The 14,998-nt window shown below is 69.8% G+C and carries 14 protein-coding genes; 9 read left to right on the forward strand and 5 right to left on the reverse strand.

Annotated features, from left to right (window positions below; all coding sequences use genetic code 11):
- Nucleotides 1–45 precede the first annotated feature (45 nt).
- On the reverse strand, nt 46–654 hold the full coding sequence (locus tag ACFYQ6_RS03110) for a LysE family transporter (RefSeq protein WP_361571019.1): 609 nt from the start codon (nt 652–654) through the stop codon (nt 46–48).
- 185 nt (nt 655–839) lie between these two features.
- Nucleotides 840–1,628, reverse strand: a complete 789-nt coding sequence (locus tag ACFYQ6_RS03115) for an EI24 domain-containing protein (protein WP_361571022.1) — start codon at nt 1,626–1,628, stop codon at nt 840–842.
- Between the two features lie 122 nt (nt 1,629–1,750).
- Here ACFYQ6_RS03115 and ACFYQ6_RS03120 point away from each other — a divergent pair, with 122 nt between their 5' ends.
- The 7 genes from ACFYQ6_RS03120 to ACFYQ6_RS03150 all read left to right on the forward strand — a co-directional run bounded on the left by ACFYQ6_RS03120 (nt 1,751) and on the right by ACFYQ6_RS03150 (nt 10,276).
- Entirely contained in the window at nt 1,751–2,905 is a 1,155-nt protein-coding gene (locus ACFYQ6_RS03120) for a mandelate racemase/muconate lactonizing enzyme family protein (RefSeq protein ID WP_361571025.1), read from the forward strand.
- Nucleotides 2,902–3,921 (forward strand): zinc-binding dehydrogenase, encoded by a 1,020-nt coding sequence (locus ACFYQ6_RS03125; RefSeq protein ID WP_388760108.1) that lies wholly within the window; start codon nt 2,902–2,904, stop codon nt 3,919–3,921. The genes ACFYQ6_RS03120 and ACFYQ6_RS03125 overlap by 4 nt, the downstream gene beginning before the upstream one ends.
- A 111-nt stretch (nt 3,922–4,032) precedes the next feature.
- The gene (locus ACFYQ6_RS03130) at nt 4,033–5,016 is read left to right on the forward strand and encodes a hypothetical protein (protein ID WP_388760111.1); all 984 of its coding nucleotides are present in this window, start codon (nt 4,033–4,035) and stop codon (nt 5,014–5,016) included.
- Between the two features lie 131 nt (nt 5,017–5,147).
- The gene (gene chvE / locus ACFYQ6_RS03135) at nt 5,148–6,257 is read left to right on the forward strand and encodes a multiple monosaccharide ABC transporter substrate-binding protein (RefSeq protein ID WP_361571033.1); all 1,110 of its coding nucleotides are present in this window, start codon (nt 5,148–5,150) and stop codon (nt 6,255–6,257) included.
- A gap of 32 nt (nt 6,258–6,289) precedes the next feature.
- Nucleotides 6,290–7,840, forward strand: a complete 1,551-nt coding sequence (mmsA, locus tag ACFYQ6_RS03140; RefSeq protein WP_361571036.1) for a multiple monosaccharide ABC transporter ATP-binding protein — start codon at nt 6,290–6,292, stop codon at nt 7,838–7,840.
- Nucleotides 7,837–9,081 (forward strand): multiple monosaccharide ABC transporter permease, encoded by a 1,245-nt coding sequence (gene mmsB / locus ACFYQ6_RS03145; protein WP_361571039.1) that lies wholly within the window; start codon nt 7,837–7,839, stop codon nt 9,079–9,081. The genes mmsA and mmsB overlap by 4 nt, the downstream gene beginning before the upstream one ends.
- A gap of 28 nt (nt 9,082–9,109) precedes the next feature.
- Nucleotides 9,110–10,276, forward strand: coding sequence for an aldose epimerase family protein (locus ACFYQ6_RS03150; protein WP_388760116.1), 1,167 nt, complete (start codon nt 9,110–9,112; stop codon nt 10,274–10,276).
- Nucleotides 10,277–10,587: 311 nt separating this feature from the next.
- Here the strand turns inward: ACFYQ6_RS03150 and ACFYQ6_RS03155 are convergent, their stop codons facing one another.
- Together ACFYQ6_RS03155 and ACFYQ6_RS03160 are read right to left on the reverse strand one after the other, a co-directional pair.
- Nucleotides 10,588–12,105 carry an alpha-N-arabinofuranosidase gene (locus ACFYQ6_RS03155; protein ID WP_388760119.1) on the reverse strand — a complete coding sequence of 506 codons (1,518 nt, stop codon included), beginning with the start codon at nt 12,103–12,105 and terminating at the stop codon, nt 10,588–10,590.
- 182 nt (nt 12,106–12,287) lie between these two features.
- A complete protein-coding gene (locus ACFYQ6_RS03160) occupies nt 12,288–12,716 on the reverse strand; it encodes an organic hydroperoxide resistance protein (RefSeq protein WP_356735384.1) in 429 nt (142 codons plus the stop codon).
- 117 nt (nt 12,717–12,833) lie between these two features.
- On the opposite strand from ACFYQ6_RS03160, the gene ACFYQ6_RS03165 reads away from it, so the two are divergent.
- Complete coding sequence (locus ACFYQ6_RS03165; protein WP_361571050.1) at nt 12,834–13,304, forward strand: MSMEG_6728 family protein; 471 nt, start codon at nt 12,834–12,836, stop codon at nt 13,302–13,304.
- A gap of 68 nt (nt 13,305–13,372) precedes the next feature.
- On the opposite strand, the gene ACFYQ6_RS03170 is transcribed toward ACFYQ6_RS03165, so the two are convergent.
- Nucleotides 13,373–14,395: an NADP-dependent oxidoreductase gene (locus ACFYQ6_RS03170; protein WP_361571053.1), complete on the reverse strand. Its 1,023-nt coding sequence runs from the start codon at nt 14,393–14,395 to the stop codon at nt 13,373–13,375.
- 109 nt (nt 14,396–14,504) lie between these two features.
- Between ACFYQ6_RS03170 and ACFYQ6_RS03175 the strand changes: the two genes are divergently transcribed.
- The gene (locus ACFYQ6_RS03175; RefSeq protein ID WP_361571056.1) at nt 14,505–14,951 is read left to right on the forward strand and encodes a MarR family transcriptional regulator; all 447 of its coding nucleotides are present in this window, start codon (nt 14,505–14,507) and stop codon (nt 14,949–14,951) included.
- Nucleotides 14,952–14,998: the final 47 nt, after the last annotated feature.

Below are 14,998 nucleotides of genomic sequence, written 5' to 3' on the forward strand. Positions count from 1 at the left end.
AGCACGTCCCCGAGGGGCGGGACCGGCGCCTGACGGGCCCGCCGTTCAGCGGGCGAGGCCCAGGGTGACACCGAGGCCCACGAGGACCGAGCCGATCCCCCGGTTCAGCGCCTTCTGCCGGCGGAGCAGCGCGGTGCGCAGCGTCGCGTGGGAGAAGAACAGCGCCACCAGGCCGAACCATCCGAGGTGGGCCAGGGACATGAAGAGCCCGTAACCGGCCTGCTGCCACAGGGCCGTGTCCGGCCCGACGACCTGGGTGAACGTGGACACGACGAACAGGGTGGTCTTGGGGTTCAGCACATTGGTGAGGAAGCCGGTGCGCAGGGCCCCGAGGCCGCTCAGGCCGCTCTTCGCGCCCAGGTCGACGGTGAGGTCACCGCGGTCGAGGAAGGTCCGGACGCCGATGTACACGAGGTAGGCGGCGCCCGCCAGCTTGATCACGGTGAACAGCGTCGTGGACGAGGCGATCAGCAGCCCGACGCCGAGCATGGTGTACGTGACATGGACCAGGACGCCCGCGGCGACGCCCACGGCTCCCAGCAGGCCGGTCCTGCGCCCGTACAGACAGCTGTTGCGGACGACCATGGCGAAGTCGGCACCGGGGCTGATCACGGCGAGCACGGTGATCAGGGCGACGGCGAGTATCTCGGTCACGCACTTCCCTCTCGGTCTGCCGCGGCCCTCTCGGCCTGCGGCGGTTCGGGTCGTGAGGCCCACACGGCCTGCCGCGGCGCACTCGGTCTGCTGCGGCCCTCCATGCCTGCCGCGGTTCGGGGCGCGGGCCCGGCGCCCTGTCCTGGGCGTCGTACGGACAGGGGCTCCGCCCGGGCGCTTCCGGCTCAGTCCTTGTGCAGGGTGTACGGCGACGCAGGCTCCGGCTCGGGGGCCTCCGGGGCCGCCGTGAGGTCGCGCACCAGGAGCGTGGCCCCGGCGACGGCGCCCGGCATCAGCAGGACGGCGACGAAGGGCACGAGGAACGCGAGCGTGAGCGGGACGCCGAAGCCGAGCACCATCGCGCGCCGTCCGCGCAGCAGCGCGAGCCGGTCCTTGAGGACCACGCCCCGGCGCTGGAGTGCCACTGAGGTCAGCTCCTCGGCCAGGAAGTAGCCGGAGACGCAGAAGCCGAGGACGGGGATCACGGTCTGCCCGACCACGGGGATGAACCCGAGGGCGAAGAGCAGCACCCCGTACACCGCGACGCGCAGCAGGATGCGGACGGAGTCCCGGGCGGAGATCCACAGTTCACGCCAGAGCGGCAGGTCCGACTCGGGGACCTCACCGCCCTCGCTGCGGTCGACCTCCTCGGACAGCGACTCGTAGAAGGGCTGGCCGATCAGCAGGGTGACCGCGGTGAAGGTGATGACCGCGAGGAATATCCCGATGATGAAGACCAGGACGACGAGGGTGTTGCGCAGGAGCCCCAGCCAGGGCGAGGACCAGTCGTCGGCGAACGGGGTGGCCCAGGCGACGAAGTCGTCCGCGCCGTAACCGAGTCCGGTCAGCGCGCCCGCGTAGACGACGAGGGTGATCAAAGCCGGCAGCAGGCCGAATCCGAACCAGCGCCCGTGCCCGAAGGCCCAGCGCTGGCCCTTGATCAAGTAACCGAGACCCGCCCCGAGATCGCTCATGACGTCAGCGTACCTAGACCGGTCTTACGCGAACCATTGACACCTGCCCTGGCCCGTCATTACCGTCACGCCAGCATTTCGAACGAGCGACGAAATACCGAACACGTTGAGAGGCAACACACGTGCGCATCACCGGAATCAGCACGCATGTCGTCGGCACGCCGTGGCGCAACCTCACCTACGTCCAGGTCCACACCGACGAGGGCCTCACCGGGGTCGGCGAGACCCGCATGCTGGGCCGTACGGACGCGCTGCTCGGCTATCTGCGCGAGGCGTCGGCCAACCACATCGTCGGGAGCGACCCGTTCGCGGTCGAGGACCTCGTCAAGCGCATGAAGTACGGCGACTACGGGCGGGCCGGGGAGATCGTGATGTCCGGCATCGCGGTCGTCGAGATGGCCTGTTGGGACATCAAGGGCAAGGCGCTCGGCGTCCCCGTCTGGCAGCTGCTCGGTGGAAAGGTCACCGACCGGGTCAAGGCGTACGCCAACGGCTGGTACACCACCGAGCGCACCCCTGAGGCCTACCACAAGGCGGCGCAGGGAGTCGTCGAGCGGGGTTACCGGGCGCTCAAGATCGACCCCTTCGGCACGGGCCACTTCGAACTGGGCCAGGAGGAGACCCGCTACGCCGTCTCCCTCATCGAGGCCGTGCGGGACGCCATCGGCCCCGACACCGAGCTGATGCTGGAGATGCACGGCCGCTTCAGCCCGTCGACGGCGGTGCGGATCGCCCGCGAGATGGCGCCGTTCAGGCCCGCGTGGCTGGAGGAGCCGGTGCCGCCGGAGAACCTCAAGGCGCTGAGCAAGGTCGCGGACAAGGTCGACATGCCGATCGCGACGGGTGAGCGCATCCACGACCGGATCGAGTTCCGCGAGCTCTTCGAGTCGCAGGCCGTCGACATCATCCAGCCGGACGTCGGCCACATCGGCGGCATCCTGGAGACGCGCAAGCTCGCGGCGACCGCGGAGACGCACTACACGCTGATCGCCCCGCACAACGTGGGTGGTTCGGTACTGACCGCGGCCAGCCTCCAGGTCGCCGGCTGCACCCCCAACTTCAAGATCCTGGAACACTTCAACGACTTCGCGGACGCCGACATCAAGAAGGTCGTCAAGGGCGCCCCGACCGTCGACCCCGAGACCGGCTGCTTCGAGCTCTCCGACGCTCCCGGACTCGGCGTGGAGCTGGACGTGGACGCGGCGGCCGAATTCCCGCAGCAGCAAGCCAGGTTCGACCTCTGGGCCGACGGCTGGGAGAAGAGGCAGCCCAAGTGACGTCCCTCTCGCGCTCGTTGCTCGTCGAGCGGCCCGGCAGCCACGTGCTGGCCGAAGGGCCGCTCCCCCAGCCGGGCCCCGGCGAGGTCAGGGTGCGCGTCGCCGCCGCGGGGATCTGCATGAGCGACCGCGAGGTGTACGACGGCCACCGTGACGCGGCCTACGTGCGCTACCCCGTGGTCCCCGGCCACGAGTGGTCCGGGACCGTCGACGCCGTCGGCGAGGGGGTCGATCCGGCCCTCGTCGGCCGGCGCACGGTCGCGGAGGGCTTCCGGGCGTGCGGGCGGTGCGAGCGGTGCCGGGACGGGGAGACCTCCCTGTGCACGACGGGCTACGACGAGACCGGCTTCACCCGGCCCGGCGCGTTCGCCGACCACGTGGTGGTCCCCGCGCGGCTGCTGCACCCGCTGGCCGACGACGCCGACCTGCGTGCCGCGGCCCTGCTGGAACCGGCGGCGGTGATCGCGGCAGCGGTACGGGCCGGGGCGCCCGAGCCGGGTGAGCGCATCGCCGTACTGGGAGCGGGCACGCTCGGGCTGCTCGCGGTGCAACTGCTGGCAGCGGTGTCGCCCGCGGAACTCACCGTGATCGACCCGAGGCGGGAACGGGCCTCCCTGGCACTGGACTTCGGGGCGGGCCAGGCGCTGACCCCCGAGGAGGCCGAGGAGGTGCGCGGCCGCTACGACCTGGTCGTGGAGACGGCCGGAGCGCCGTCCACCGCGGCCGACGCGTGCCTGCTGGCGCGGCGCGGCGGGCGCGTCGTGCTCACCGGGATGTTCACGCCGGGCGCCGTGGGGATCGACCCGGTCCATCTGTCACTGAGCCAGCTCACCGTGCGCAGCGTGTTCGGGGCACCTTCCTCGGCCTGGTCGTACGCGGTGCGGGCGTTCACGGCCGGACTGCTCGACCCGGCGCCCCTGATCACCCACGAATTCCCGCTGGAGCGGTTCGCCGAGGCCGTCGCACTGGTGGGATCCGGGGACCCGGAGACCGGGAAGGTGCTGCTGCGGCCGTGACGGGCCCGCCCTGATCCGTACGCCGGTACGGGGGCGTCCTGACCGCCTCCGGACCGGCGTACACCCAAAGATCCGAATGTCGTCCGAAATACCGAACGTGAAGGACCTGTCGTGAAAGACGCCCCTGTCTCTTCCCCCGGTGCGCCCGGCCCCCGCCGCCCCGGCGATGCCGCGCTCACCGCGCTCGGCCTCGGCCCGGCCCCCCTGTCACCGGCCGACGCCTCCCCGCACTCCTTCCCGGGGGGCGGGAGCTGGCGCACCGAGGTGCCGTCCGTGGAAGGTCCGGAGGCCCTCGGCGTCGTACTGAAGGAGTCCGCCAGGCTCGACGTCCCCGTCCACCGCATCAGCCAGGGCAGCGGCATCTGGATGCTGACCGACGCGGAGATCACCGAGATGGTGGAGGGCTGCGCCGAACGCGACATCGAGCTCTGCCTGTTCACCGGCCCGCGCGGCACCTGGGACACCGGCGCGTCGGTCCGTACGGACTCCGGTGGCGCGGGCCTGCGCTCCCGGGGCCACGACGCGCTGGCCGGCTGCGTCGAGGACGCGCTGCGGGCCACGGAGCTGGGCGTGAAGTGCCTGCTCGTGGCCGACGAGGGCGTGCTGTGGACGCTGCACCGGCTGCGCGAGCAGGGCGTCCTGCCCGCGGACACCACCTTCAAGGTGTCGGCGCTCATCGGGCCGGTCAACCCGGCTTCCTTCGCCGTGTTCGAGCAGCTCGGCGCCGACTCGATCAACATCCCGTCGGACCTGACGCTCGCCCAGTTCACGGAGATCCGACGGGTGTCGAGGGCCCCGATGGACCTCTACATCGAGGCTCCGGACGACCTCGGCGGCTACGTACGGATGTACGAGGTCGCCGAGCTGATCCGGCGGGGCGCACCGCTCTACCTGAAGTTCGGCCTCTCCAAGTCCCCCGGTATCTACCCCTACGGCCAGCACCTGCGAGAGCTCGCGCTGGCCACCGCCAAGGAGCGGGTGCGGCGCGGCCGGCTCGCACTGGACCTGCTCGCCCGGCACGGGGCGGACGGGGACATGGCGGCCCTGGGGAGCCGACTGCCGGGCCCGCTCAACCGGTTCGCGATCCCGTCATAACGTTCCGGAAACTTTCCTCCCCAAAAGAAGACAGAGCCGCGCACAATCCCACACACCTGTTTCTCGGTCGATCAGTTACCGGCGTTTCGCAGCACCCGACCGAGCCCTGACTCACATCAAGGATGATGATGATGCGCAACCGCAGAGCCGCATGTGCCGCCATAGCCACCGCCGCCTCCCTCGCCCTGACGCTGACCGCCTGCGGCCAGAGCGGCGAGGGTGGCAGCGAGGAGAAGAAGGGCGGTTCCGACAGCGCCACCATCGGCGTCGCGATGCCGACCAAGTCCTCGGAGCGCTGGATCTCCGACGGCGCCAACGTCGTGAAGGAACTGAAGGCCAAGGGCTACGAGACCAAGCTCGTCTACGGTGAGGACGACCCGGACCAGCAGGTCTCGCAGATCGAGAACATGATCACGCAGGGTGTGGACGCCCTGATCGTGGCCGCGATCGACAACAAGTCCCTCGACAACGTGCTGCAGCAGGCCAAGGACGCCGACATCCCGGTGATCTCCTACGACCGGCTGATCCTCGGCACGGAGAACGTCGACTACTACGCCTCGTTCGACAACGAGAAGGTCGGCGAGCTGCAGGGCACGTACATCGTGGACAAGCTCGGCCTGGAGGACGGCAAGAAGGGCCCCTTCAGCATCGAGCTGTTCGCCGGCTCCAACGACGACAACAACACGAAGTACTTCTTCCAGGGCGCGATGAACGTCCTGCAGCCCTACGTGGACAAGGGCGACCTGGTCGTCAGGTCCAAGCAGACCGCCCTCAACCAGGTCACCACCCTGCGCTGGGACGGCGGCACCGCGCAGAAGCGCATGGACGACCTGCTGACCTCCAGCTACCGCAGCACCCGGGTCGACGCCGTGCTCTCCCCGTACGACGGCATCTCCATCGGCATCCTCTCCGCCCTGAAGTCGGACGGCTACGGCACCAAGGCCAAGCCACTGCCCGTCGTCACGGGCCAGGACGCCGAGGTGGCGTCCGTGAAGTCGATCATCGCGGGCGAGCAGACGCAGACCGTCTACAAGGACCTCCGTCAGCTGGCCAAGGTCGCCTCCAACATGGTCGACGCGGTCCTGAACGACAAGAAGCCCGAGACCAACGACACCAAGTCCTACGACAACGGCGCGAAGGTCGTCCCCGCGTACCTGCTGCAGCCGGTCAGCGTCGACAAGGACAACTACGAGAAGGTCCTCGTGGACGGCGGCTACTACACCGCGAACGACCTCAAGTAACCGGGCTCCCTCAAGGATTGGAAGGCAAGACCATGGCGGGACCCGTCCTGGAAATGCGCTCGATCGTCAAGACCTTTCCCGGTGTCAAAGCGCTGTCGGACGTCACTCTGACCGTCCGTCAGGGCGAGGTCCACGCCATCTGCGGTGAGAACGGCGCCGGCAAGTCCACCCTGATGAAGGTGCTCTCCGGCGTCCATCCGCACGGCAGCTACGAAGGGGACGTCCTCTTCGAGAGCGAGACCTGCCGGTTCAAGGACATCCGGGCGAGCGAGCAGCACGGCATCGTGATCATCCACCAGGAGCTGGCGCTGGTGCCGTACCTCTCCATCGCGGAGAACATCTTCCTCGGCAACGAGCACGCGAGGCGCGGGCTCATCAACTGGGACGACACCCTCAGGCACGCCGGTGAACTGATGCGCCGGGTCGGCCTCGACGAGCACCCGGAGACCCGGGTCGCGGACATCGGCGTCGGCAAGCAGCAGCTGGTGGAGATCGCCAAGGCCCTCTCGAAGAAGGTCAAGCTGCTCATCCTCGACGAGCCGACGGCTGCGCTCAACGACGAGGACAGCGGCAAACTCCTCGACCTGATCCTTTCGCTGAAGGACCAGGGCATGACCTCGATCATCATCTCGCACAAGCTGAACGAGATCCGCCGCGTCGCCGACTCGGTCACGATCATCCGCGACGGGCGCTCCATCGAGACGCTCGACGTGAAGGCGGCCGGGACGACCGAGGACCGGATCATCAGCGGAATGGTCGGCCGCGACCTGGAGCACCGCTTCCCGGAGCGGACCCCGCACCACCCGGAGGAGGGGACCGCTCCCGCCCTCGAGATCCGCAACTGGACCGTGCACCACCCCATCGACCAGCAGCGCAAGGTCGTCGACGACGTCTCGATCGAGGTACGGCGCGGTGAGATCGTCGGCATCGCCGGGCTGATGGGCGCGGGCCGCACCGAGCTGGCGATGAGTGTCTTCGGCCGGTCGTACGGCCGGTACGCGGGCGGCACCGTCCTGCGGGACGGCGCCGAGGTCCGTACGAAGACCGTCCCGGAGGCGGTCGGGCACGGCATCGCCTACGCCACCGAGGACCGCAAGCACTACGGACTCAACCTCATCGACACCATCAACCGGAACATCTCGCTGACGGCGCTGGGCAAGGTCGCCAGGCGGGGTGTGGTCGACGAGCACGGGGAGCGGCAGGTCGCCGAGGACTTCCGCAAGTCCATGAACATCAAGGCGCCCACGGTCTTCGAGCCGGTGGGCAAGCTGTCCGGCGGCAACCAGCAGAAGGTCGTCCTCAGCAAGTGGATCTTCGCGGGTCCCGAGGTGCTGATCCTGGACGAGCCCACGCGCGGCATCGACGTGGGTGCCAAGTACGAGATCTACACGGTCATCGACCAACTGGCCGCCCAGGGCAAGGCGGTCGTCTTCATTTCCTCGGAACTGCCGGAGCTGCTCGGCATGTGCGACCGCATCTACACGATGGCCGCGGGACGGCTGACGGGCGAGTTCACCCGGGCCGAGGCCTCGCAGGAAGCGCTGATGCGTCAGATGACGAAGGACAAAGAGGTAACCCGATGAGCACGGACGTGACTGCCAAGACTCCGGCCCCCGCGCCGCCCGGCAAGGGCGGGTCCGCCTCCGGCGAGAGCCTGCTGCAGCTGATGCTCGGCGGCATGCGCCGCAACATGCGCCAGTACGGCATGCTGATGGCGCTCGGCCTGATCGTGGTGCTGTTCGCGGTGTGGTCGGACGGCGACCTGCTGCTGCCGCGCAACGTCTCCAACCTGGTACTGCAGAACAGCTACATCCTGATCCTCGCGATCGGCATGATGCTCGTCATCATCGCGGGCCACATCGACCTCTCGGTCGGCTCGCTGACCGCCTTCATCGGCGCAATGGCCGCCGTACTGATGGTCGAGCACTCTCTCTCCTGGCCGCTCGCCGTGGTGCTCTGCCTGGCCATCGGCGCGGTCGCCGGCGCGGTGCAGGGCTTCTTCATCGCCTACCTCGGCATACCCTCCTTCATCGTGACCCTCGCGGGGATGCTGCTCTTCCGCGGTCTGACGGAGATCTTCCTGAAGGGCCAGACCCTCGGCCCCTTCCCGAAGGACCTGCAGAAGATCGCCAACGGCTTCCTGCCCGAGGTGGGCCCGGAGACCAACTATCACAACCTCACCCTGCTGCTGGGCTTCGCCCTGATCGCCTTCGTGGTGTTCCAGGAGGTCCGCGACCGCAAGCGGCAGCAGGAGTTCGCCCTGGACGTGGTGCCGGCCAAGCTCTTCCTGCTGAAGCTGGTCGCACTGGTCTCGGCCGTCCTCGTCGTCACGCTGCTGCTCGCCAGCTACAAGGGCGCCCCGGTCGTGCTGCTCATCCTCGGTGTGCTCGTCGTCGGCTTCGGCTACCTGATGCGCAACGCGATCATCGGCCGCCACATCTACGCCATCGGCGGCAACCTGCCGGCGGCCAAGCTGTCCGGCGTGAAGGACAAGAAGGTCACCTTCCTGGTCTTCCTGAACATGGGCATGCTCGCGGCCCTGGCGGGTCTGGTCTTCGCCGCCCGCTTCAACGCGGCCTCGCCCAAGGCGGGCCTCAACTTCGAGCTGGAGGCCATCGCCGCCTCGTTCATCGGCGGCGCGTCGATGAGCGGCGGCGTCGGCACGGTCCTCGGCGCGATCATCGGTGGCCTGGTCCTGGGCGTGCTGAACAACGGTATGAACCTCGTCGGCATCGGCACCGACTGGCAGCAGGTCATCAAGGGTGCGGTGCTGCTGGCCGCCGTCGGCTTCGACGTCTGGAACAAGCGCAAGGTCGGTTCGTAACACCCCCTCTCGCGACAGGAGTTGTTTCATGACCTTCAGCACGAAAACCAGCAGACGCACCGTCCTGGCGGCCACGGCCGCCGCCGGGCTGGCCGCGGCGGCGGGCGCCCCGGCCGCGCACGCCACGGCCACCGGGCGCACCCCGTCCAAGGAGCTCTTCGGCACACTCGCCGACGGGACGAAGGTGCACCGCTGGACCATCGCCAACGGCGGGACCCGGCTGAAGGTCCTCTCCTGGGGCGGGGTCATCCAGTCCCTGGAGGTCCCGGACCGCAGGGGCCGGACGGCGAACGTCGCGCTCGGCTTCGGGAATCTCGCCGACTACGTGGCCAAGTCCCCGTACTTCGGCGGGCTGATCGGGCGGTACGGCAACCGCATAGCCGAGGGGCGCTTCACCCTCGACGGGGTCACGCACCAACTGCCCCTCAACGACGGCCCGAACAGCCTGCACGGTGGCGACCAGGGCTTCGACAAGCGGGTCTGGGACGTCGAGCCGTTCACGTCGCGTGGCGAGGCCGGGCTGGTCCTCACCCGGACCAGCCCGGACGGCGAGGCCGGCTACCCGGGCACGCTCGCCGTCCGGGTCGTCTACACCCTCACCTCCCGGGGTGAGTGGCGCATCGACTACTCGGCGACCACCGACCGTGCCACGGTCATCAACCTGACCAGCCACGCCTACTTCAACCTGGCGGGCGAGGGCAGCGGCAGCGTCGACGGGCACCTGCTGGAGCTGGCCGCCGCGCGCTACACCCCGGTCGGCGCGACACTCATCCCCACGGGTGAGCTCGCCCCGGTCGCGCGGACGCCCTTCGACTTCCGGCGCCCGCGGGCCATCGGCGAGGCGGTGCGCACCCCGCACGAACAGATCGGCTACGGCCAGGGGATCGACCACAACTACGCGCTGGACAAGGGGAGCACGGCCCGTCCCGAGTACGCGCTGACCGTGACGGAGCCCGGCTCGGGCCGGGTGATGAAGATGTACACGACGGAGCCCGGCATGCAGGTCTACACCGGGAACTTCCTCGACGGCACGCTGACGGGCACGTCCGGGCGGGTCTACCGCCAGGGCGACGCGTTCTGCCTGGAGTCCCAGCACTTCCCGGACTCCCCCAACCAGCCGTCGTTCCCCTCCACGGTGCTGCGCTCCGGCGAGACCTACCGCTCGACGACGGTGCACGCCTTCTCGGCACGCTGACCACGCCTTCACACGTACGGCGCCCTCCCCCCGGCCGGGGGGAGGGCGCCGTACGTGTCCGCGACGGGCTTCAGGTCCGCTCCGGTGGCCGGCCGACGGCTTCAGTCCTGCTCCGGGCGGCCGCACGGCGGCGTCAGCCTGCTCCGGCGGCCGCACGGCGTGCGTGCGCCGCTCCTCCCGTCCGGCGTCGCTCGCCATGTCGCCCCCTCGGGTCCGGGTCGCGGGCCGGGCGCCGCGTCGTCTGCAAGGCGGGGCGAGCCTGTCCGCGGCGCGCCCCCGGTCCGTGCCGGGGGCGCGGCGGGGCAGGGCGCTCAGACCAGCCGGATCATGTTCCAGGACAGCGGTTCCAGCACGGCCTTGAGCGCTCCGCCGGCCAGTTCGGTGCCCTCGGCGGCGTGCGGCACGACCCGCTCGGGCTCGGCCAGGGTGTTGCGGGCCTCCGGATCGGCGTCCGCGACGACCTGGTGTTCGGCGACCTCGGTCAGCTCCAGTCCGGCCAGGGCGACTTCGAGCGGCAGCGCCGTGTCCTGGCTGCGGTTGACGGCGAAGACCGTCACCGCCCCCGTCTCCGGGTCCCGTACGGCGGTGGCGTGCAGCAGGTCCGTCTCGCCGTACTTCGCCGTCCCGTACGTGGGCGAGTCCACCCGTACGTCGAGGACCTGGCCCCGGCCGTGGCGCGCGGTCTGCGCGAAGGGGAAGAAGGTGGTCTGCCGCCAGGCCGGGCCACCGGGCTCGGTCATGATGGGCGCGATCACGTTGACCAGCTGGGCGAGGCAGGCGACCGTGACGCGGTCGGCGTGGCGCAGCAGGGCGATGAGCAGGCTGCCGAAGACGACGGCGTCGGTGACGCTGTAGTTGTCCTCCAGCAGCCGGGGCGCCTCGGGCCAGTCGAGCGGGTTCTCCTCCGCGTCCTTCTGGTAGCGGCTCATGTACCAGACGTTCCACTCGTCGAAGGAGAGGTTGATCTTCTTCGTCGACTTGAGGCGGGCGCCCACGTGGTCGCAGGTCGCGACGACGCTCTCGATGAAGGACTCCATGTCCACGGCCGAGGCGAGGAAGGAGTCCCGGTCGCCGTCGGTCTCCTCGTAGTAGGCGTGCAGCGAGACGTAGTCGACGAGGTCGTAGGTCTCGGCGAGCACCGTCGCCTCCCACTCGGCGAACGTCGGCATGGCGCGGCTGGAGGAGCCGCAGGCCACGAGCTCGACGGACGGGTCGATCTGACGCATCGCGCGCGCGGTCTCGGCGGCGAGCCGGCCGTACTCCTCGGCGGTCTTGTGGCCGGTCTGCCAGGGCCCGTCCATCTCGTTGCCCAGACACCACAGCTTGATGCCGAAGGGGTCCTTGTCACCGTGGGATGCACGGCGGTCGGAGAGTTCGGTGCCCGAGGGGTGGTTCGCGTACTCCTGGAGCTGGATGGCCTCCTGAACACCGCGGGTGCCGAGGTTGACCGCGAGCATGGGCTCGGCCTGCGGGCCGACCTTCCTGAGGAAGTCGATGTACTCGGAGAGGCCGAAACGATTCGTCTCGGTGGAGCGCCAGGCGAGGTCGAGTCGGCGGGGGCGCTCGTCGGCGGGGCCGACGCTGTCCTCCCAGCGGTAGCCGGAGACGAAGTTGCCGCCGGGATAGCGGATGGCGGTGACACCGAGCTCGCGGACGAGGTCCAGGACGTCGGTACGCAGTCCGGCCTCGTCCGCCGACGGGTGGCCGGGCTCGAATATGCCGTCGTAGACACAGCGGCCGAGGTGCTCGACGAAGGAGCCGAAGAGCCGGGGGTCGACGTCGCCGACGGTGAAGGCCGGGTCGAGGGTGAAGCGCGCGGTGCGGGTCATGGCTTCCTTACTCGTTCGATATTTCGAATGCTGCTCGTAACCTCGAACGGACCGTAAAGTTCAACCTCGTCGGCAGTCAATGCCCTTGCGCGGGCTCCTGACGACGGGACGCCCGGCACACGGCCGAGGGCCGCACCCCTGTGACGGGATGCGGCCCTCGGTCGTACGCGAGGAGCTGCGGCTCAGCCTGCCGAGAGCTCGACCTTGATGTTGCCCCGGGTGGCGTTCGAGTACGGGCACACCTGGTGCGCCTTCTCGACGAGCGCCTGGGCGGTGGCCTTGTCGACGTTCGGGATGGAGGCGCTGATCGCCACCTCCAGACCGAAGCCGCCGGCCTCGGTCTTGCCGATGGACACCGAGGCGGTCACGAGCGACCCGCTGATGTCGGCCTTCTCCTGACGGGCGACCACACCGAGGGCCCCCTGGAAGCAGGCGCTGTAGCCCGCCGCGAAGAGCTGCTCGGGGTTGGTGCCCGCACCGCTGCCGCCCATCTCCTTCGGCGGGTTGACGACGACGTCGAGTCGGCCGTCGTCGGTGGCGACGCGCCCGTCACGGCCGTTCTCGGCGGTGGCGACGGCGGTGTAGGCCACGTCTATGTGCTGGATGGTCATACGGGTGTTTCCTCCTGCTGATGCGCCGCGACTCGCGCCCACGACCGCGACGGCCTGCGCCGAGCCTAGCGGGTGACCGCCGAGGGCACTCCGGCGCGGACGCGGTACGCATGAATCATGCAGACTTTCCTGCCCTACGCCGATTTCTCCCGAAGTGCCCTCACGCTGGACCAGCGACGGCTGGGCAAGCAGCGGGTCGAGGCGATCCAGGTCCTGCGCGGGCTCGTCGTCCCCGGTTACGGCTGGCGGCACCACCCCGCGGTCCGCATGTGGACCGGCTACGAGGAGGCACTCGTGCGCTACGGCCTCGACATGTGCGCGGCGTGGACAGCCGAGGGGAGGGCGGACACCTGCGCGGCGACCCTGCGCAAGGACCTCGCGGGGGCGCTCCGGCGCACCACCGTGCGGCAGAGCGCCGAACTCGCGGCCGCGGGGGAACTGCCGCCGTGGCTGGGTGACGAGGCGTTCCACCGGAGCCACCGCTCCGCCCTCGTGCAGAAGGACCCGGCGTACTACCGGCCGCTCTTCCCCGGCGTACCGGCCGACCTGCCGTACGTGTGGCCGTCCTCGGACCGCGACGGGCGGTGACGGCAGGCCCCGGGACGGACACCGGCGGCGGGCCCGTGGCCGGGGGACCGCCGCCGCGCCCCGGACGATCAGGCGTCCAGCGAGACGATCATCTTGCCGGTGTTCTCGCCGCGCAGCAGACCGAGGAAGGCCTCGAAGCCGTTCTCGATGCCCTGGACCGCGGTCTCGTTGTACTTGAGCTGCCCGGAGGCGATCCAGCCGGCCACGTCCTCGACGAACTTCGGCTGGAGTGCGGAGTGGTCGCCGACGAGCATGCCCTGGAGGCGGAGGCGCTTGCCGATGACGAGCGCCAGGTTGCGCGGGCCCGGGGTGGGCTCCGTGGCGTTGTACTGGGCGATCATGCCGCAGATGGTGGCGCGGCCGTGGACGTTGAGCGAGGAGATCGCCGCCTCCAGGTGCTCACCGCCGACGTTGTCGAAGTAGACGTCGATGCCATCGGGAGCGGCCTCGGCGAGCTGCTCCCTGACCGGGCCGTTCTTGTAGTTGAAGGCCGCGTCGAAGCCGTACTCCTCGACGAGGAGCTTGACCTTCTCGTCGGAGCCGGCGGAGCCGATGACCCGCGAGGCGCCGTTGATCTTCGCCAGCTGGCCGACCTGGCTGCCGACCGCACCGGCCGCGCCGGAGACGAAGACGGCGTCGCCCTCCTTGAAGGAGGCGACCTCGAACAGACCCGCGTAGGCGGTGAGGCCCGGCATGCCGAGCACGCCGAGGTAGGCGGAGAGCGGGGCCAGGGAGGCGTCGACCTTGACCGCGTGCTTGGCCGGGACGTCGGCGTACTCGCGCCAGCCGAGCCCGTGCAGGACGTGGTCGCCCACCGCGAAGCCCTCGGCGTTCGACGCGACGACCTCGCCGACCGCCCCGCCGTCCATGGGGTGGTCGAGCTTGAAGGGCGGGGTGTACGACTTCACGTCGTTCATCCGGCCCCGCATGTAGGGGTCGACCGAGAAGTGGAGGTTGCGGACGAGGACGCGGCCCTCGCCGGGAGCGGTCACCGGCGCCTCACGCAGCGCGAAGTCCGTGGCCTCGGGCCAGCCGTGCGGGCGTGCGACGAGGTGCCATTCGCGGCTGGTCGTGGGAAGTGCAGCAGACATGGGCTCGGGTTCTCCTCGATGTCGTGGAGGAAGCGAAAAGCTTCAGGACGTGAAACAACCATGCGGGCAGATATTTCACCTTGTCAAGTAATCCACTATCCTGGGTGTCATGGCCACCTCGCGCACCGACCCGCTCACCCTCGACGTCATCCAGCTCATCGGCGGCGTCGTGGCGCGCTACCACGAGGAGTACGACCGGGCAGCCGCCACACACGCGCTCACCGGCGCTCAGGCCCGCGTACTCGGTCTCCTGTCCCTGGAGCCGATGCCCATGCGGAAGGTAGCCCAGAAGCTGAAGTGCGAGCCGTCCAACATCACCGGCATAGTCGACCGGCTGGAGCTCCGCGGCCTGGTGGAACGGCGCCCGGACCCGGCCGACCGGCGGGTGAAGCTGGCGGCGCCGACCGAGGAGGGCATCCGGACGGCCCGGCAGCTGAGGGACGCCCTGGACTTCGCCCGGGAGCCGCTGGCCGAGCTGTCGGACGCGGAGCGGACGGTGCTGCGCGACCTGCTGCGCAGGATGCTCGGCGAGGACGCCGGCCGCAGCCCGTCCTGACGGCCTCACGGCCGCCCTGAGCCCAGCTCGACCGCCTCACGTCCCGC

The organism is Streptomyces sp. NPDC005494, from assembly GCF_042872025.1.
Classification (GTDB): domain Bacteria; phylum Actinomycetota; class Actinomycetes; order Streptomycetales; family Streptomycetaceae; genus Streptomyces.